At 35.9% G+C, this 20,202-nt stretch carries 17 protein-coding genes; 3 read left to right on the plus strand and 14 right to left on the minus strand.

What is annotated here, in order from left to right; all coding sequences use genetic code 11:
* Nucleotides 1-76: 76 nt before the first annotated feature.
* The 5 genes from QRE67_RS16490 to alsR all read right to left on the minus strand — a co-directional run bounded on the left by QRE67_RS16490 (nucleotide 77) and on the right by alsR (nucleotide 5,774).
* Nucleotides 77-1,021, minus strand: a complete 945-nt coding sequence (locus tag QRE67_RS16490) for an ABC transporter permease (protein ID WP_286121262.1) — start codon at nucleotides 1,019-1,021, stop codon at nucleotides 77-79.
* A complete protein-coding gene (locus QRE67_RS16495) occupies nucleotides 1,014-1,925 on the minus strand; it encodes an ABC transporter ATP-binding protein (RefSeq protein WP_286121263.1) in 912 nt (303 codons plus the stop codon). Before QRE67_RS16495 ends, QRE67_RS16490 begins: the two co-directional genes overlap by 8 nt.
* A gap of 103 nt (nucleotides 1,926-2,028) precedes the next feature.
* Complete coding sequence (locus tag QRE67_RS16500; RefSeq protein WP_286121264.1) at nucleotides 2,029-2,604, minus strand: FtsX-like permease family protein; 576 nt, start codon at nucleotides 2,602-2,604, stop codon at nucleotides 2,029-2,031.
* A gap of 216 nt (nucleotides 2,605-2,820) precedes the next feature.
* Nucleotides 2,821-4,719 carry an FtsX-like permease family protein gene (locus QRE67_RS16505; RefSeq protein ID WP_286121265.1) on the minus strand — a complete coding sequence of 633 codons (1,899 nt, stop codon included), beginning with the start codon at nucleotides 4,717-4,719 and terminating at the stop codon, nucleotides 2,821-2,823.
* Nucleotides 4,720-4,871: 152 nt separating this feature from the next.
* A complete protein-coding gene (gene alsR / locus QRE67_RS16510) occupies nucleotides 4,872-5,774 on the minus strand; it encodes an acetoin biosynthesis transcriptional regulator AlsR (RefSeq protein WP_286121266.1) in 903 nt (300 codons plus the stop codon).
* Nucleotides 5,775-5,918: 144 nt separating this feature from the next.
* On the opposite strand from alsR, the gene QRE67_RS16515 reads away from it, so the two are divergent.
* The 3 genes from QRE67_RS16515 (at nucleotide 5,919) to QRE67_RS16525 (ending at nucleotide 7,918) form a co-directional block, all read left to right on the plus strand.
* Nucleotides 5,919-6,284 carry a CidA/LrgA family holin-like protein gene (locus QRE67_RS16515; RefSeq protein WP_286121267.1) on the plus strand — a complete coding sequence of 122 codons (366 nt, stop codon included), beginning with the start codon at nucleotides 5,919-5,921 and terminating at the stop codon, nucleotides 6,282-6,284.
* Nucleotides 6,281-6,958 (plus strand): LrgB family protein, encoded by a 678-nt coding sequence (locus QRE67_RS16520; RefSeq protein WP_286121268.1) that lies wholly within the window; start codon nucleotides 6,281-6,283, stop codon nucleotides 6,956-6,958. Before QRE67_RS16515 ends, QRE67_RS16520 begins: the two co-directional genes overlap by 4 nt.
* 759 nt (nucleotides 6,959-7,717) lie before the next feature.
* Nucleotides 7,718-7,918, plus strand: a complete 201-nt coding sequence (locus QRE67_RS16525) for a DUF3903 domain-containing protein (protein ID WP_286121270.1) — start codon at nucleotides 7,718-7,720, stop codon at nucleotides 7,916-7,918.
* A 294-nt stretch (nucleotides 7,919-8,212) separates the two neighbouring features.
* Here QRE67_RS16525 and QRE67_RS16530 read toward each other — a convergent pair whose 3' ends face one another.
* The 9 genes from QRE67_RS16530 to tkt all read right to left on the minus strand — a co-directional run bounded on the left by QRE67_RS16530 (nucleotide 8,213) and on the right by tkt (nucleotide 20,126).
* Nucleotides 8,213-8,968: a sulfite exporter TauE/SafE family protein gene (locus tag QRE67_RS16530; RefSeq protein WP_286121271.1), complete on the minus strand. Its 756-nt coding sequence runs from the start codon at nucleotides 8,966-8,968 to the stop codon at nucleotides 8,213-8,215.
* Between the two features lie 144 nt (nucleotides 8,969-9,112).
* Nucleotides 9,113-9,259 carry a BC1881 family protein gene (locus QRE67_RS16535; RefSeq protein WP_286121273.1) on the minus strand — a complete coding sequence of 49 codons (147 nt, stop codon included), beginning with the start codon at nucleotides 9,257-9,259 and terminating at the stop codon, nucleotides 9,113-9,115.
* Between the two features lie 630 nt (nucleotides 9,260-9,889).
* Nucleotides 9,890-10,945 carry a nuclease-related domain-containing protein gene (locus QRE67_RS16540; RefSeq protein ID WP_286121275.1) on the minus strand — a complete coding sequence of 352 codons (1,056 nt, stop codon included), beginning with the start codon at nucleotides 10,943-10,945 and terminating at the stop codon, nucleotides 9,890-9,892.
* Nucleotides 10,946-11,445: 500 nt separating this feature from the next.
* Nucleotides 11,446-13,023 (minus strand): lipase family alpha/beta hydrolase, encoded by a 1,578-nt coding sequence (locus QRE67_RS16545; RefSeq protein WP_286125305.1) that lies wholly within the window; start codon nucleotides 13,021-13,023, stop codon nucleotides 11,446-11,448.
* A gap of 565 nt (nucleotides 13,024-13,588) precedes the next feature.
* On the minus strand, nucleotides 13,589-15,352 hold the full coding sequence (locus QRE67_RS16550; RefSeq protein ID WP_286121276.1) for an ABC transporter ATP-binding protein: 1,764 nt from the start codon (nucleotides 15,350-15,352) through the stop codon (nucleotides 13,589-13,591).
* Nucleotides 15,352-17,103: an ABC transporter transmembrane domain-containing protein gene (locus tag QRE67_RS16555; protein WP_286121277.1), complete on the minus strand. Its 1,752-nt coding sequence runs from the start codon at nucleotides 17,101-17,103 to the stop codon at nucleotides 15,352-15,354. The genes QRE67_RS16550 and QRE67_RS16555 overlap by 1 nt, the downstream gene beginning before the upstream one ends.
* 124 nt (nucleotides 17,104-17,227) lie before the next feature.
* Nucleotides 17,228-17,449: a YneF family protein gene (locus tag QRE67_RS16560; RefSeq protein ID WP_098217765.1), complete on the minus strand. Its 222-nt coding sequence runs from the start codon at nucleotides 17,447-17,449 to the stop codon at nucleotides 17,228-17,230.
* Nucleotides 17,450-17,527: 78 nt separating this feature from the next.
* Nucleotides 17,528-17,968: a sporulation inhibitor of replication protein SirA gene (gene sirA, locus QRE67_RS16565; protein ID WP_286121278.1), complete on the minus strand. Its 441-nt coding sequence runs from the start codon at nucleotides 17,966-17,968 to the stop codon at nucleotides 17,528-17,530.
* Nucleotides 17,969-18,125: 157 nt separating this feature from the next.
* Complete coding sequence (gene tkt, locus QRE67_RS16570; RefSeq protein ID WP_286121279.1) at nucleotides 18,126-20,126, minus strand: transketolase; 2,001 nt, start codon at nucleotides 20,124-20,126, stop codon at nucleotides 18,126-18,128.
* Nucleotides 20,127-20,202 lie beyond the last annotated feature (76 nt).

Genomic DNA, 20,202 nt, shown 5'->3' on the forward strand with positions numbered 1-20,202 from the left:
TATCCTTAACGGCTTTTTCATATGTCATTATCTCGCTATTCGTAAGCAGTAATCCCCCACTGATGGAAGTTTCACTTTATGTTAAATCGCGCTTTAAAAATACAGTATAGGAAATCCCTAGGAATACGAATAAATAAATCATCAGAATACAAGACGCAAACGGAAATGATACACCTTGAACTAAATTTCCACTTTTTAATATTCCATACAAATCTGTATTTGCCGGTAATAAAAATTTCACCCATTCATATTTAGATGCTGGTATTAAAATGATTCCACCAGATAACGCCACAAATAAAGAGATACCTATTGCTCCCCCACTCGCTCTCGTTAAAACAGATATCATAAAAGCAAGTGCTGCATACACAAGAGTTGGCACCCATTCTAATATATAATACTGACTCACATCACCAAGTATATTTCGCTCGATAATGTTACCATTTTGTACAATAAATTCCGTCCATGCTGGTTGTTGAAATTTATAAATAATAAACCCATATAACAGTGAGAAAAGCATATTAAATATAAACATTAATGCAGAGAAAATAACAATTGCTACATATTTCGCTGTTAAAATTTTAAATCGATTTGCTGGGCGAATCATTAAAAATTTATAAGTACCCCAGTTGTACTCATTTGCGAAAATTGTACTGGCATATACAAGAATAAATGGTAATAAAATAGGAAAAACAATTAATCCGGTGTCTCTCATAAAGGCTAGAGGTGATTCACCCGCAGGTGGCGTATTCGTATCTAAGTGCTTCATTTTCAGTTGATACTCTTTAACAAGCTCATCTCCTGACCTTTGATTAATAATATCCTGTTTTGTACTTCCGAGTTTCTTTTCAATTTCTGTCGTTCTTTCTGTATACTCTGCTTTCCAATCTCCTGATGGAGACGGAAAATATTTAACAGACACCCAACCTAAGCCAATAACTAAAACTACAATAACGACAAACGGTATAATCGTCCGCTTCAGCTTAAAAATTTTATATATCTCATTATAAACTAAATTAAACAATATCCTTGCCCCCTGTTAACTCTAAAAACTTCTCTTCTAACGTTTTTCGTTCTTCATATACCCGGTAAATACGAATGTTGTGCTCTGTTAATATTTGAATAATCTTTGGAATTTCTTCATTATTCACTGTGAGAATCAATTCGTTGTCTTTCATTGTGACATCATATGTTAAGAACTCTGCTGCCTTCTTCACATCGTTGACACGTATATGGATTGTCTCCATCTCTACTTGTCCATCGTTTTGTACATTTTGTGTTGCTACGTATTGCCCGTGCTGAATAATGATAACTCGATCACACATTAATTCAACTTCAGATAATAAATGACTCGATACAAGCACAGCCTTTCCTTGCTCGTGGGCAATTTTCTTTATGTACATACGCATTTCATGAATTCCATTTGGATCTAGTCCATTTGTTGGTTCGTCTAAAATAAGTACATCTGGATTATGTATAAGTGCTTGCGCAATTCCTAAACGCTGTCTCATCCCAAGAGAATAGGCTTTGACTTTCCGATTGATAACCTGCTGCATTCCTAATAAATGAACAACTTCTTCAATGCGCTCTTCTGTCACATTTCCATTCATTCGTCCAAAGTATGTTAAATTCTCATAGCCGCTTAAAAATGGATAAAACTCTGGGTTTTCAATAACAGCACCAATTTTTGCAACTGTACTTTCAAATTGTTGTCGTACCGATTGACCATCAACCCATACTTCTCCTTCGGTCATACTAATCATACCGACCATCATTCGCATTAATGTCGTTTTCCCAGCACCATTTGGCCCTAACAAACCAACGACCTCACCTTTTTTAACTTCGAAGCTTATATTCTCTACTAACGTCTTTGAACCAATTCGCTTCGTTAGTCGGTCTACTTTCACAATGGATTTTTCATTTGTCATTCTATACAACCTTTCTTTTTAACACTTTTCTTCATACTCTAAGTTTCTTTCACTGTATCATGATTATTTTCCCCTGTAAAACGCAGAAAAAAGACATGATATTTCACGTCTTTTCCTCTACTTTATATGATTGTCCATATTGTGAGTCCTGTACAAACCGATAACATTGCCACATTGATAATACACTTGGCAAGCTAACGAATAGTGTTGTCACTGATAGTGCATATATTGTAATCGGTGCACTGCTTATCCCATGATAGCCTGTTGACTTTATAAAAATAACTGTGAATAATTTCAAAAACAACATGCCATGAATCAATCCAAAAAGAAGGGCTCCTCCCCAAAGTAACAGCTGCTCCTGACATAATAAACAGACAATTTTTCTTTTTTTCATACCGACAGTTTCATACGAGTGGCACTCCTGTCGTCTTTGTTTCAAGAATCCTTTTGTCATCTGGTATGTAACGAAACAGCACACAAAAAATAACAGGATAGACCCGTAATACAAAAGTCCAATTAAGAGCGGTATCTGTTTTATTTTCTCTATTACCGCTTCATTAGATTGAACCGATATGATAAAAAAATATAACATCGCACTCGTCGCAATACATATAAATTGCTTTAATCTTTGGGCAGCATAGTTTTGTATGTTTTTTTGTGCTAACCGAGATAAAGACATAATGATTCCCCCATCTTACTTCCTAACGTCAAACATTCTATACTACCAGTGTATACAAATATCATTTCATTCACATCGAACTACAATCGGAATCTTCCCTAAGACTTAAGTCTTAGAAAAACAAAACAGATACATTGTTAAAGCCGGGCGAATGCAGGAAACTTCACTATCGAATTAAAAAACGGAAATGTTTCACAATAACATTTCCGCTTTTCATCACATGATTTGTTTTTTGAGTCTTTTAAAATAACGATTTCTAAGCAGTAAAAAATAACATGTATGAATGAGTAAAAAAGCACCGATGACGATAACTGAAGAGATAAGAATCGGCGTTGTAAATACTTTTTGCAACGCTATGTAAGCTACACTTGTATGCAAAGCTGCCAATACAAATGGAATAAAAAACAAAGTTCCCATTTGCACCGTCATAATCCGCTTCATTTCCCCTTCATTCATACCTAATTTCATAAGAGATTGATAGTATTGTTGGTCCTGTTCCATATCTGTGAAAAAGCGGAAATATAAAAAACTTACTGCAGATAAATAGAAAATGACTCCAATAAATAAACCGATAAATAAAATTACACTTGCCACTTGCTTAGCCAGATTATGAATCGTCACACGAGAAGTAAATTCATATTGCCCCTCTTGCGTCATTTTCTTTTCCAATTGTTCTGCGAGCTTTGTTGTCTCTTCCCAATTCTGAATGGTATATGCTGTATAACTTGCTGTTTTACTGCTTCCTATAAGCAGCTCATCCACTTCATCTGATACCACATAGATTTTTCCTGAGAATATACCACCTGAAAAAATATTCTGTTCTAATGCACGTGTCACATGCACAGTCTGTTGACTTTCTTGTAAACTCATTTCAAAATCTGTAAAGTTACCACTCATCTTACCTTCCAATCCAAATGATGGAACTCGAACAGCTTCCTTTTCTTTTAATGATACTGTTTCAAAACCAAGCTTCCTTGCAATTTTATTATAGTTCGCCTGGGATAAAATAATAGCTAGTTCTTTTTTATTTTCAACAGATTGAAACTTTACTGGTGTCACTACTTTTTCATATACGATATGTTCTTTTTGAAAAGCCTTTTCGATTTCTGTTTCATATTGTTCCCGCTGCTGTTGATGCTCGTTATATGTAATGAAATTAAACGCAAATGGAATGTTTCGTACCATTTCTGATTTTTGTGTTCCAAGAAAGGCAGCAAATGTACCAATCGCACAAAATGAAACAGTTGAGACAATTGTCACCATAAAAAACATACGCGCGTTATCTTTCATTCGATAGGACAACATAGAAAACGATACTAAATTCGTTTTCTTCCAATATATATGTTTAAATCGTTTTAAAAATCGTATGATAAACACACTAAGCTGTGAGTATAAAAAATATGTACCAATTATTACGATTACAGAAACAGGTAATAATAAAAATGCAACAGTCCCAGGATTAGCTGTAACGGATAACCCATATCCAAGCAAAATAAAACTTCCTGCCAATACAGATAATAGTATAGAAGCTTTCGGTTCTGGTTTTGGTTTTTTATTCCCTTTTAATAGCGCAATGACTTTATTACTTTTCACGAAAAAGCTCGCTATGAAAGATACGAGAAAAAATAAAATAAAAAAGGAAATAACCGTGATTTTAACTGGCTGCATTGGCAAATATAACGGTAAATCTTTCACATGCATCATTGTGCTTGCCAACATAAAAAACAGTTTCCCAAACAAGATGCCCGCTCCTATCCCACTAATGAGAGCGCTAACACCAATTAACATATTTTCTACAAAAATCATCCAAGTCATTTGTATATTTGTCATACCATGAATCACAAATATACCAAACTCTTTATTCCGCATTTTTAAAAAGGTACTAACAGAATAAAAAACAAAGAAAAATGAAAAGAAATAAATAATGTACTCCGCAACAAACATTCCTTGCCGAATCGCTCCAGGAATTTGCTTTCCATTTATTACATCTGGATGATAAATAAAATATGCATATAGAAAAAAGATCATCACTGAAAAGGTACTACTTAGAAAATACGCTGCATACGTTCGTATATTTTGACTTACATTTTTACATGCGAGCTGAGAAAATGTCATATTTCTCCCCTCCCACATCTATTCTTATATTCATCATCATATTAAGTACGACATCTCCTTCTTCATTCTTCCCTTCTACTATAGTAAAAAACGACGGAAGAAAACATCGAACTTCCTTACATACCGCGCCATAGTCTTACAGTTTTGTCATTTTACTTGTCATTTTCAACTTCTATTCGCTTATTCTCTATTGCGATTTTTAAAAACTCCAATAGTTCAGGATTACTATTCGTTTTTCGATATGCAACTGCCATTTCAGCTACAAAATTCGTATCATATATTTCCTTATATACAACTTCTGTTTGATATAATTTATTCGCTGATACTGGAATGACTGTTATCCCAATACCTGCTGCTACAAACCCCATAACTGTTTGATATTCCGTTGCCTCTTGTACAATACGCGGACTGAATCCAGCCTCTCGACATAGTGATAAAATCGTATCATATAGTGCAGGCCAGACGTTCCTTGTTATAAAAACAAATGGTTCGTCCTGCAAATCTTCAATATGAATCTCTTGTTTTTCCGCAAGCGGATGCGCTTTAGGCAAACATAATGTGCATGAAAGTTTTTGAATTGGCTCTAATTCTATTAATTGGCTCATGATCGGCGGACGCAAAAATCCAACATCAATACGGTTGTCATGCAGTGCATCGACTTGTTCTGGTGTCGATAATTCATGCAATACAACAGATACCCTCGGAAATTTTTTTCGATATTCTCGAACAATAGATGGCAAAATATCATATATTGCCGCTCCTACAAATCCAATCGAAAGTGACCCAACTTCTCCCCTTTGTGCGCTCTGCGCAACTTCAACAGCTTTCTCAATTTGCTCAAATGCTATTTTCACTTCTTTTAAAAACATTCTCCCTGCTTCTGTCAGCTCAACTCTTCGCTTCGTTCTTGAAAATAACGTAACGCCCATCTCTTTCTCTAACTGCTGAATTTGTTGACTAAGCGGCGGCTGTGTCATTTGCAGGCGAGCAGCTGCTCGCCCAAAATGTAACTCCTCTGCCACAACAACAAAATATTGCAAATGCCGTAACTCCATTTCGGACACCCTTTTCCATTAATATGTATAATAAATTAATAACATACAATTTATATATTAGACAAATGTTTTTAAAAAACGTATAGTAGAAACTGTTAATTCTTTTTACATTTTTTATGTAAAAAACGAAAGAGGTGTTACTGTATGAAGTTTTTTAAATTAAGCGGACAAATTTTACTATTGTTTTGTTTCGCATGGACAGGTGAATGGATTGCAAAACAGGCACACTTCTCAATTCCAGGAAGTATTATCGGTATTTTTCTATTATTAATTTCATTAAAATTTAACCTGGTGAAAAAAGAATGGATTCAAGACGGAGCAGATTTTTTATTAAAAGAACTTATTTTATTTTTTATTCCTTCTGCCGTCGCTGTAATCCGTTACAAAGATACATTAATACAATATGGTATCGATCTCATAATGATTATCATGATTAGTACACTTTGTGTAACACTTGTAACTGGACTCTTAACTGAACTGCTTGTAAAGCGGAAAGGATCAACACAATGATCGGGCTTTTATGTTTACTATTAACACTATTCACATACTGGATTTCAAAAAAACTATATCAAAGTTGGAATTGGAGTATTCTTTCACCTCTTCTCGTCTGCCCAATTATTTTAATCGCACTTTTACTTGGATTAGATACATCATATGAAACATATGAATCTGGTGGCCAATGGTTAACCGAACTGTTAAAACCAGCAACAGTGGCCTTTGCTTGGCCGATATATAAATATTTCAATCTATTAAAAAAACACGCAAGTGCCATTTTAATTAACGTCATTGTTGGTTCTTTTTTATCCGTTATCACTTCGGCTCTTCTAGCAGATGCCTTTCAAATTAATTCGTCACTAGAACATAGCCTAGCACCACATATCGTTACAACACCAATTGCAATGGCAATCTCAGAAATGATTGGTGGTATGTCTCAATTAACAGCTGTCTTTGTCGTATTAACCGCATTAACAGGCGCACTCCTAGGTCCTTCTCTTATTCGCCTATGCCGCATTAAAACATCCATTGCGAAAGGAATTATGCTCGGCACAAGTGCAAATGGTACCGGTACATCAAAAGCATTTGAAATCGGTCCAGTTGAAGGTACTATTGCAAGTTTATCTATGCTATTAACTGCCGGAGCAAGCTTAGTCATTGTACCACTTATTTTATCTTGGTTACATTAATAAAAAGCAAGTATTCTCTTCTTTTATTACAAAGGAGGATAAAGTAATTATATAAATACAAATTAAAAAACCGACATAAACCCTTCTTTTTAAGTGGGAGAGAACATCCGGCCATGCATAGAAGCGGTCAGATCCTTTTCCTGCCCAGACATAGTGAAAACAAAGAGAGAAAACGAGTGCAGGCCACCTTTTGTTATCCATAGCCGCAGCTATATGTCGAAAAATCAAAATGGATTTATATACAATCTTATGAGAGCAAAAGAGCAGGATAGATTTAAGCAGAAAAAGACGCATCCTTTATGCCACAAGGAATGCGTTTTTTTGTTTGCTACTGCTAATGACATGTTATGTAAACCTCACATGTATATGATATACAAAGGTTTTTCGTGATTTAATATTTTAATTTGATGACCGTAGATATTAATTAGGTTCGGTTATGGTGAAGAGGTTGTTCCCCATACTAAGAAGATATGACTTTATTAGGAATATCAGTATGAACAACCAGCAGAATTCAAGTAAAAGCATTATGAACCAGAAATAATGAACGTTGCTGTACGAAAAGATTTCATTCTTTTCATTTGTACATATCTTAGCGGTACCAATCCATTCTTTCATCTTTTTCTCCTCATCCATACATAGCATTCTCTTTTTTCTTATTCTTCTCCTCGAAAAAAGAGGTGAAAACTTGAAATATATCGAATCATTATATCAACTTCAAAGACGGCTTATTCATGGAAACTCGGACGGAAGGATGAGAGGATGATTTCTAAATATGTCGTGGAGTGTGTCTTTTGTGAGGAGAATCGAAAATCCCGACAAGCAACTGTTACCGTTTCTGCTAGCTCCCATGCATTCGCAATTCAAAAAGTAACAGAAGAGTGTCAGCGTCGCTTTGGGAAATCTTTACTATTACAAACAGAAATTACCAAGGAACTACTTTTACACCAAAAAGAAAGCTGACCAATGATTGGTCAGCTTTCTTTATCCGATCATATTTTCACATGAAGATTAGGGGCATCCTCTTAGAAATCGGGATTTTCCCATTATGTACGTACCATAATGGGTATCGAACAATATTTCTATACAATTATACATTGAATAGAATAGGGCAAAACTTGTTCGCATTTTTAGAAAAGGGATAGGGATATATTACTAGTAGTACGTCGAACATTCGAACGTTACATTCATTATATTATAGTAAATCCTTTTATATGGGAAATATGAATTACTTACATAATCCATACGCAAAATATATTACTCTATTAATAGCATACATCCTGCTAAAAGCGGGGTCATGATCATCGCAAATTTCAAAATGATTTGCGGTGCAAAATTCGTAAACTTCGCTCCAACATATGCTCCAAACATCGTTCCAATTAAGACTTGTCCTAATAACATATAATCTAAATACCCTTCTGAGCTATATCCAGCTCCTCCGCCAATTGCAATCGGAAGAATAACGAGCATTGTTGTCCCTACTGACTGACGAATCGATAATCCTAGCAACACCATCAACCCAAGTTGAATGAACGGAGCAGATCCAATTCCAAATGCCCCTGCTAATAAACCCGTTACAATCCCTAATACAACTCCTTTTCCTAATACATACGGGGATAACCGATCTGATAAACTTGCAGACAATTTATTTTGATTTTGAAAGAAAAACAATCGGATCAACATGAATATTGCTGATAAAAATAACATTCCCGCTGTAAACCAATGTAGAAGATGCGCAGGAATGATTGCCCCAATTTGAGATCCAGCATACGAGCCAATCGCTCCAAACCCGCCTACAACACACCCAATCTTCACCGCAACATTTCCTTCTCGGTAATGGCTAATCATCCCTGATAGCGTCGTAAATGCCATTGCCGTCAATGATGTTGCGAGTGCAGCATGAATGGGCACATGAAAGACTAAAGTAAGCACAGCAATAATAAACCCAGCTCCCCCAGCTCCAACAAGCCCTAATAAAACTCCCATCATAAACATTGTTACAATAATTGCCACTATACTTCCCTCCATTAAGTCTATTATCTAATACCTATCAGCTGGTAAGCAAATAAAAAAGCACCCTGTGTGGATGCTTTCTCACTTAATTTCTTTACATCTATAAAAAGCGAAAGTATTTTTCAACAAAATTTATCTATTCATTTAATCTTGATTAATTAAGATAATCGCCGGACCAGACACAACCACTCCGGCAACTTCAATTTTTTCGAATTCTTTCACCGTAATCGATATAACACCTTCTCGTTCCATTAACTCCTTACTCAGGGTTTCAGTCGGTATTTGTTTCACCGTCTTACCTCCTTTTCATTCTTGTTTCCTAACACCTTTACACGCTCGCTGTAAAGGAAAATAATCCCAAAATAAGATAAAGTGAAACTTTAATCAGTGGGGTTTTCTTCATCCCCACTAATCATTAACCTTCACCAATCGGGTGTTTACGGGCAATTTATCCCCCACCTAACTTCTTTGCTTTTTGCTAAACTTTGAGGTAGGGGTATTACTGCCCGCGAATAGCGGGATAAAACCAATTAGGTTGAAGTATGTATCACACAATATTTTTTCCAACTAGAACACCTCCATTTATATTCCCACACCACACTCCTTATTCCATACAGAATATGCGATTCCTTTCTATAATATATTGAAAAATAAAAAAAAGCATCCTCTCCGGATGCTTTAATCATTTCGATTCACGTGAAAATTTCGTATACACGCCAATTCCCGCAAGCAGAACACCAAATCCTGCAAATACGGTACCTAATCCTAAAAAGAACGAACCTAATGTTTGTAAATCTCCCATATGTATATTCTCCCTTTTGTCGCATTATATATTTCATCTATATATTCGACTAAACGATTATATACTCCTTCTCATTTTTTATTTTCTATTGTTGAATTTTGGTCTTCGTCTCATCTCTTTTAAGCATTCACATAATTCATCCGTTCAATGACTTCTTTTATCTCTTGCAATTCTGCAACTGTGTATAACGCCTTCCCCTTCAAACGTTCATTTCTAAAATATGAAACAAGTTGTTCTCTCTTACTAAACCTAGGTAACGATTCATTTGAAAGGTCGATTACTTCATTCGTATTTCCCTCAGCCTCATTTGCAAAATATACAATTGGCTTAACTACATCCTTTAACTCTTTTTTTGAACCCTCTTCGAAATAATTATATAAAGCAGTTGCTAGATTTTTCACTTTATATGCAGGATTCCCTTTGTTTTCTACTCTCATAATTGTTGCCCCATCATTTGAAGACGATTCTTTTACAAAAACAAATGTTTCTTCTTTTAGCTGCTCTTGTTGGTACTTACCAATTTCATCAATCATAAATGTATACAGCCCTGCGTTTTCTTTCGTCACCCCGTGAATCATTCGTCCATTCCAATCCTTCGTCTCAATCACGTAGATTCCTGTAGTAAATAGTACCACATGGTCAATTTGACTATTTCCGCTCTGAACACCATTTCGATTATCTGCATTTGGCACAAAGACGTTTGGTAAAATATGAAATTCATTTTCAGATATGATGCCTTGCTGAACAAACCCTCTTTTCATATAATGCAACATTTCATGCGTGTTCAATTCTTCACTATTTATAGAGTATGTTCTTAGCTCCGTAATCAAATTTTGTAACATATGTATATCGTTGTTATGTTTCTTTTGAATTTCATTTCTTTCTTTATTGTGCTTCACTACGAGCTGATTCTTCAGTTCCTTTATCTGTTCAACCTCTCGATTCGTACTGATCTTAAGTTCGTGATATTTTTTTCTCTCTATACTTTTTAAGGTTTCTTGTTGCTGCTCATAATTCGCTACAGTTGCGGCAATTTCACCTTGATAACTTTCTATCGATTGCTTCTTTTCAAACTCTACTTGTTGATTATCTGACTCTAACTGCTTATTTCTGTAAAATAGCACAAAAACTGCCGCTAATAAAACTAGACTCACACATATTAGTACATATTCCATCTTCTCTTCTCCTTTATTACACCGTAAGTTCTTTCCGTACCTTAAGGTTCTTCAAAGCCCAAATGACTTTCTCTCTAAATAGCAGAATTCATTTAAAAATCCTATTTTTATATTTTATAAAACTACACTTATTCTATTATACTATGCAACAAGAAAACTCTCTTCAAAATTTATACATATTTTCATTTCGTATGATATTGAAACCTTTCTTCACAAAAAAGACTTCAAAGACCTTGTTTTCGCAAGGCCTTTTTAAGATTTTTTTGTGAAGCAATTATATATTTTAATATGGTATATTTTTCACAAACCTTTATCCCGCATTAACAGCAGTAAGACCCCCACTGATCAAAGTTTCACTGCATTTGTAACTGTTTGTTAAGCATCTTTTAATCGTTATTTTTACGTATCTCCAGATCTTTTGAAAAGAATACGTTCAAAAATATGATCAACAATCCAATTATGGAATAAGCTCTACATCAACATACTCATGTAGATACTTTTTATTTTTCAATATAGACAGAACGTACAATTGTACGAGTATAGGCTTTACCTTCTGTATTAGGCCCTTTCATATCAATAGTCACATTATACACACCTGATTGTGTGATGTTATTCAAAAAGCCCGTGAATGTAATTGCATCTAACTTTCGTAATTGACTCGATTGTGATACTAATTTCCCTTCCCGATCAACAACTCGTACAGTGACAGACAGGTTATCTTGATTTATTGACGATTTAGTAGATTGTTTCAATTGAAACTCTGCCTTTTCCGCCTTGATTTTCCCTGGCATTTTCAAAGTAAAAGGAGCATCTTGTTTATAATCGGTAATAATCATATACGCATCTTTTTGACCAGTCGTCAGTATTTTAACATGCCATTGTCCTATTTCCATTTGATCTATTTTGAATATCCGAATCGAAGCTCCCTTAAAATAAGAATCCTCGTTTCCTACAGTTTCTTTACTATCTTTATTCGTATATACTTTTCCAGATGGGGATATAAGTTGTATTTGTACTTCTGAAGATGCGGTTAAGACTGATACAACTCCTTCTGTTTTTGTATCTACCGCAAAAGTTTGATCAACCCAGTTATTTTGTATTAGTTCTCCACCCAACACGTTTTGATTAGAAGTTATATTTTTACCATCAGTTGTTTCTTGAGAACTATTGTTTGAAGTAAATGGAACTGATGTAACAACAGAAGTACGCAAATAAGGTTCAATTCGAGAAAACACGGCTGATCCTTTCCGGATATTATCATGATCAAACCTAGAATCAGTAAATAAATGTGTTCCATATGGTAATTTTGCACTCCACTCATTAACCAATCCATCATTGGAACCATATGCAGAAAGATATAACCCTCCCAACGATAAGGCAGAGAAAGCTGGTCCCCAACTTGTACCTGCTACCGTATAATAGCGATTCAATTTAGCATTCGGGTTGTTATCTATTATGGAACGAAATTGTGCCATTTCTCCTGTTTGTAGAGAGTATGTTCCATTATCCCTTTGTCCTAACAATGAAGCGAGCCATCCAGCCCACCAGCTGTATGATAAATCTGCCAGATTTGATCCATAATGCGGGGAAGCAAGTGTAATGGCTTTTCCTACAAAACGATTCGCACCATATTGAATAAGTGCCGCTTGAGTGTCAATCCCCCCTTTACTGTGTGCCACAATATTAACTTTCTTGCCAAAGTGGTTATAAATTTCCTCTAGCTTAGCAGCCAATAATTTACCGTTATCCCACTGACTAGCAGATCCCTTCCCTGCTGCATCGTATAGTTGAACAAAAACAGCTTGATATCCCGCACGATAAGCATAATCATACATATCATTCATACTGTGATAGACTGTTTCTCCATACCAACTATCCGCACTTCCATTTCTCCCTTGAACAAAAACAATAGGAGGCCTATTTTCATCATAATTTAAAGGTGTTTCTCCTAAAAACCAATCTCCTGGAGTGAAAGTTTCTGCTGGTGGAAACATTTTCCCATACGCAGGTGCAGTATTCGCCTCAACGTTTGAAATACCAAAAGTAGTAAAAAGTAAAATGGATGCAGCAATCAACATCACACATCTTTTAAACGTATACACAATAAACCCTCCCTTTCCTGAAAGGTGATGCAGAGTTTACACGTATCTCGTTATTTCATCTGAATATAATAGCAATTATCCTCTTAAAATTGCTAAATTAGATATTCAGCTGCATTATGAATAGTAGATTTTTGCAGCACCTTTTTATTCTTAATAGACGATATTCTCCCTATAGATCTCAATTCCTTTCATCAATAAAAATTAAGGATGTTTCTCAATACACCTTAGTTTTCCTAGATTTCTCACAAGATCATTTCATCATAATATTAAATTTCATTTTACAAGGAAATGTACTTACTATGAAAAATATTTAGCCATCCGAAGTACTAGGACACCATGCATAGAAACATGGTAAAACTTTTTCTATAAGACATAAAATATTACAAATTAGATGGATTAAACCTAATTGAAAAAGAGTTAAACCTTTATAATAAATTCGAAAACAAAGAGTTTGTACACTGTTGCATAATCTGAAAAAAGACCTTCAAATGAATGTGATCATTTTCAAAAGAATAAAAAAAAGGCCTTCAAAACCTTAATATTACAAGGCTTTTTGAAGGCTTCCTTTATTTTGTAGTAAATACATATTGTAATACAATCCTTGCTGTCCCAACAATTCTTGATGCGTACCTCTCTCCACAATTTCCCCATCATGCATGACAAAGATTTGATCAGAATCTTGAATCGTAGATAAACGGTGTGCGATAGCAATTGTTGTTCTTCCTTTTCGCATACGCTGCAACGCTGTTTGAATTGCTTCTTCCGTTTCTGTGTCAATATTTGCTGTTGCTTCGTCTAATACGAGTACTTTCGGATTTGTTGCAATCGTTCTAGCAAAAGCGATCAGCTGACGTTGTCCACTTGAGAACGCTGCTCCTCTTTCTACCACTTCTGTATCATACTGCTCTGGTAACCTTTCAATAAACGCATTTGCTTGCACAAATTTTGCAGCTTCTTTTATTTCTTCATTTGTAATACTTTCATCATACATACGAATGTTTTGATTGACATTCCCTGCAAATAAGAAAGCATCTTGCAAAACGAGTCCAATTCGCTTTCGAATTTCCTTCTCTTCGAATTTTTCTAAGTTTACACCGTCTATGAGAATACTTCCTGATTTAATATCATAAAAACGCATCAGTAAGTTCATAATGGTACTTTTTCCACTTCCAGTATGACCAACAAAAGCAACCGTTTGCCCTTGTTTTACATGGAAAGATACATTTTTCAAAACATCACGTTTTCCATCGTATGAAAATGTAACATCTTTAAATTGAATTTCTCCGTCAAGTACTTCCGGTTTTGCATTTCCTTTTTGAACAGGTGCTAAATCTTTTTCATCCATTAAATGAAAGACACGTGATGAAGAAACAAGTGCTTGTTGGAAGAAAGATAGTTTCATCATCATCTCATTGACAGGTTGAAAAAAACGGTGGATATAGTTAACAAAGGCATATAATACCCCAACTTCAACTGGGCTATTTAATGCATCAACTCCAAATAATGTGAGCACTAATACGATAGCCATAATATGAACAAGATCTGTTGCTGGGCGTAAAAATAATGCATCTAGTTTTAATGTACGTCGCCCCGCACCGTAATGTTTATTATTCACTTCTTCAAATTCTTTCCGCATCCGTTTTTCTTGGCGGAACACTTGCACAATGTTCATTCCTTGAATGGATTCATTAAGCTTTGCATTTAAAAAACTTAATTGATTACGGAGTTCTAAATAAAAAACCGAACTTTTCCGGCGATACACTGTCATAATTGTAAGCATAATTGGAATTAATACGAGAGAATATAATGCAAGTTTGACATCGAGTAAGAACATTGCCACTAAAATCCCGATTAAAAAGAAGACATTTTTAACAAATGTTGATAAAACACCGACATAGAAATCTTTAATTGCTTCTGTATCGTTTGTCACACGAGATACAAGGGTACCAATTGGCGTACGATCAAAGAAGCTGAGCGATAATCGTTGTACATGCTCATACACTTCGACCCGCATATCTTGTACAATTTTAAATGCAATGTTTTGGAAATATAATAAATTCAAATACGTAAACAATACTTTTAACAAATGAGCAACCATATATACCACAAAGAGCGTTATGAGTGCAGATTGCTCAAAGCTGCGTGGCACTAAATGTTCGTCAAGAAACTGCTTAATTAAAAACGGTCCCATCATTTCCGTAACAGTTGCACCAACTAGGAATAAAAACGCCAGTGACAACAACCCTTTATATGGTTTCATATAAGAGAGCAATCGCCATAAGTCGCTTCGTTTTTTCTCAGCCATTATATGCCTCCTTGCTCAACTAACGCTTCTAACTGTTGGCTTTCATACATGTCTTTATACCAACCTTCTTGCTCCATTAGTTGTTCATGTGTACCACGCTGCACGATTTTCCCTTCATCAATAACAAGGATGAGGTTTGCATGTTGAATTGCACTTAATCGATGTGCTGTAATAATCGTCGTTTTCTGTTCACGTTCACGTTTGAGCGCTGTTAAAATTGTTTCTTCCGTCTTTGCATCAACTGCGGATAAGCAATCATCTAATACTAAAATTTCGGCATTCGTTAATAAAGCACGAGCAATTGAAATACGTTGCTTTTGTCCGCCTGATAAAGAAACGCCTCGCTCCCCTACTACCGTATCATATCCTTCTGGGAACTGAACGATATCGTCGTGAATACAAGCAATATCAGCCGCATGTGCAATTTCTTTATATACGGCATCCGCTTTTCCAAATGCAATATTTTCACCAATACTTGCGGAAAATAAAAAATGATCTTGCGGAACGTATGAAATAGCAGATCGAACGCCGTGAAGCGTCATATCACGAATATCCTTATCTCCAATTTGCAGAGTTCCATTGAAATGATCATATTCCCGAATTAAACATTTCAATAACGTTGTCTTTCCTGCACCAGTACGCCCAACAACGCCTAACGTCTCACCTTTTTTCAAAGAAAAATGAATATCTTCTAAATTCAAGACATCATTTTTCTTATAAGAAAACGAATGAATCGCAAACGTAATATTACCGCTTGCCGTCGTTTGTACCGCTTCCTCTTTATTCTGGACATCTGAAGTTTGTGATAGTATCTTCTGAACGCGATCATAAGAGGCACGCCCACGCTCCATAATATTAAAGAGCCAACCGAATGCAAGCATCGGCCAAACAAGTGTCCCTAAATAGGTTGTAAATGTAATAAGTTCACCGATTGTCAGTTCACCACGAACAACTAATAATGAGCCATAACAAACAGCTATTAAAAATGAAAAACCTACAATAAGAGCAATTGTTGGATCAAATAATGAATCAATGCGAGCCACTAGCATATTTTTATGTACAACATCTTCTGACTTCTTACGAAACGCCTGTAAATCTTCTTTTTCTTGACCAAGTGAACGAATGACTTTCATTCCACTCATACTTTCTTGCACTTTATCATTAATTTCGGAAAACGCTTGCTGTGCTTTATGAAAACGTCTGTGTAATAAAGTACCATAATAGTTCGTTGAAATGGCTACAATCGGCATTGGGATTAAACTTAGTAATGTTAACTTCCAACTAATTGTAAAGCCCATCGCAACTAGCACACATCCACCTACTGCTAATGAATCGACAAGCGTCAATACACCCGCACCGGCTGTTTGTTGAATCGCCTGAATATCATTCGTTGCATGTGCCATTAAATCTCCTGTACGATGTGATTGATAAAAAGACGGGCTCATGTTTGTAAAATGTTCATATAGCTTTTTTCGTAATTGTCTTGCTAACTTTAAGGAAGATCCAAAAATCATAATGCGCCATATGTAGCGTAATATATACATCGTAACCCCGGCAACAACTAAAATAACAACCCACTGTAACAGCTTTTCAGATGTTAACGTTTGATTGCTAATTTCATCTACGACAATCCCAATTACTTTTGGTGCAACAAGCTCAAGCAACGCCACGCCAAACAACAAAATAATCCCCATTATGTACGCTCGTTTTTCTTGTTTAAAAAACCACGCTAGGTCTAAAAAGACTTTCATGATATCCCCCCTATCTCAAAATGAGCGATGTTTTCAGTTTACCAAAAATACAGAATTTTTAAAAGTTTTAAACACTTATTTTTAACAAAACGAAAGGGCACTCGGTGAGAGTGCCCTACAGCGCTTATTTTGTTTGTTGTTTGTTCATTGCGCTCATCATTTGATTGATTTTCTTTTGGGATGGTTTTTGTCCCATCTGCATCATCATCATTTTTAACATTTGTTCATTAATAGGTGGATTTTTTTGTAAATAATTCATCATATATTTACGGGCGATGAAAAATCCTAACGCCACGCCTGCTACTAGTGCTAATACGCCCACTAGCACAACTACCCAAATCGACATATATTTTCCTCCTTCATGTTGTCTACCTTACAGTGTACTAAAACCTTTTAAATAAGACAAGATTGTATTCGACATTTTTTACACATATGTTCGTGCTTGTTTCAGAGGATTTAACCAACCATACTGTTTACTATCATAATCCATTGCTAAAAATGTCAATTCGCATTTCCTTAACACCTCAAAGAAAGTCGTTTCCATTGCTACATTTCCTGACGTATTCATACGAATATATTGTGATTTTACCGTTACTTCTCCATATTCATCGCCTTTATGAAACATGTGCGTATGATGTGTTCTTTCATATTTCCCACAACCATGCAAAGTTTGTTCTAATTTATGATGAATTTTCATCACCTGCAGTGGTATGGTAATATACTTCATCTGCTTGTATAATACTTTCTTTTCCGAAAGGGATCGAGATGCCGAAAAGCGAGCAAACAGATCAAACAATAAAAATTCACGACCAAAATACTTCTTCGCAATATCTTCCTGAATTAAATACAGTTCATACGTTTTCATTCTTTCCCTCCCGATCTGGACAACCTTTTTCTCTTCATTATATAGAAGGAATTATGCAATGATTGTCTGACTGTGGAGAGAGAAAAAACTTTTTCTGTCGAATAGACTTATTTACAGAGAAAAATCCCTCCATGCCGGAGAGATTTTTCAAAAATCATTAAAGCATTTCTTTTACTTTGCGAACAACGTTTTCTACAGTGAATCCGTATTCTTCAATAATCTTTTCACCAGGAGCAGAAGCACCGAATGTATCGATAGCTAATACGTCTCCATCTAAGCCAACATAACGATGCCAACCGAAAGAAGCTCCCATTTCAATCGCAAAACGTTTTGTTACTGTTTTTGGTAATACAGATTCTTTATACTCAGCAGATTGTGCTTCAAAGCGATCCATAGATGGCATGCTGACAACAGCTGCGTCAACGCCCTCTTGTGATAATGCTTTTTGTGCTTCAATTGCTAAGCTTACTTCAGAACCAGTTGCAAGTAAGATTGCATCAGCAGTTTCTTTCTTGCTTGCAGAAATTACATATGCACCTTTTGCTACTTTTTCGTACGTATCGTCTTTTGCACCTTCTAATGTTGGAAGATCTTGACGAGTTAAGATTAATGCAGTTGGTGTATTTGTAGATTCTAATGCTAACTTCCATGCTGCAACAGATTCGTTACCGTCAGCAGGACGAATAACAGATACGTTTGGCATTGCGCGAAGAGCTGCTAGTTGCTCAACCGGTTCATGCGTTGGTCCATCTTCTCCAACTGCAATACTGTCATGTGTGAACACATATGTTACTGGTAATTGCATTAACGCCGCAAGACGAATTGCTGGACGTAAGTAATCAGAGAATACGAAGAACGTACCACCATAAGTTTTTAAACCGCCATGAAGTGCGATACCGTTCATTGCTGCACCCATTGCGAACTCACGTACACCGTACCAAATGTTTTTACCGCTGTAGTCTGCTCGTGTGAAGTCTTTTTCGTTATTCATGTATGTTTTGTTAGAACCAGCAAGGTCTGCAGATCCACCAAAGAATGATGGTACAGCTTCTGCAATTGCATTGATTACAGCACCTGAAGAAGAACGAGTTGCTGTTTTTGATCCTAATTCATAAGTTGGTAAGTTTTGATCCCAACCTTCTGGAAGAAGACCTTTCATTGCTGTTTGCAGTTCGTTTGCTAATTCTGGATGTGCTTGTGCATATTCACCGAACATTGTGTTCCACTCAGCTTGTGCTGTTTCACCAGCATTTTGTACTGATTTGCGGAAATCCTCGTACACTTCTTCTGGTACATGGAAATCTTGTTCAAATGTCCAAGTATATGATTCTTTTGTTAATTTTGTTTCGTCTACACCAAGTGGAGAACCATGTGAAGCAGATTTTCCTGATTTGTTTGGAGAACCGAAACCAATTGTTGTTCTTACTTCAATTAGCGTTGGACGTGTTTCGTCAGCTTTTGCTTCTTCAATTGCTTTCGCAACTGCTTCTACATCATTTCCATCCTCAACACGGATTACTTGCCAGCCGTATGCTTTATAACGATCTTCTACACTTTCAGAGAATGAACGATTTAAATCGCCATCTAATGAAATGTCGTTAGAATCATATAACACAACAAGTCGGCCTAAACCTAAGTGTGCAGCTAATGAAGAAGCTTCAGAAGAAACACCTTCCATTAAGTCGCCATCACCGCAAATTGCGTATGTATAATGATCGACAACGTTGTATGCATCACGGTTGTATTTCGCTGCTAAATGTCTTTCAGCCATCGCCATACCAACAGCAGTTGAAATACCTTGTCCAAGTGGACCAGTTGTTGCGTCTACGCCTGCAGTATGACCATACTCAGGGTGACCTGGTGTTTTACTTCCCCATTGGCGGAAACTCTTTAAATCATCCATTGTTACGTCGTAACCAGACAGATGAAGAAGGCTGTATAATAACATTGAACCATGACCTGCAGATAATACGAAACGATCACGGTTAAACCACGTTGGGTTATTTGGGTTATGTTTCATAAATTGCGTCCATAATGTATACGCCATTGGTGCTGCACCCATTGGCATTCCTGGGTGACCAGAGTTTGCTTTTTCAATCGCATCAATGGATAATGTGCGAATCGTGTTGATAGAAAGTTGTTCGATTGAATGTGACATGCTATTCTTCCCTTCACTTATATTAGTAAACGTTTTACACATCTATATGATATCTTTCCTTGCAAGATTATACAAC

This window comes from Bacillus sp. DX3.1, from assembly GCF_030292155.1.
GTDB lineage: Bacteria > Bacillota > Bacilli > Bacillales > Bacillaceae_G > Bacillus_A.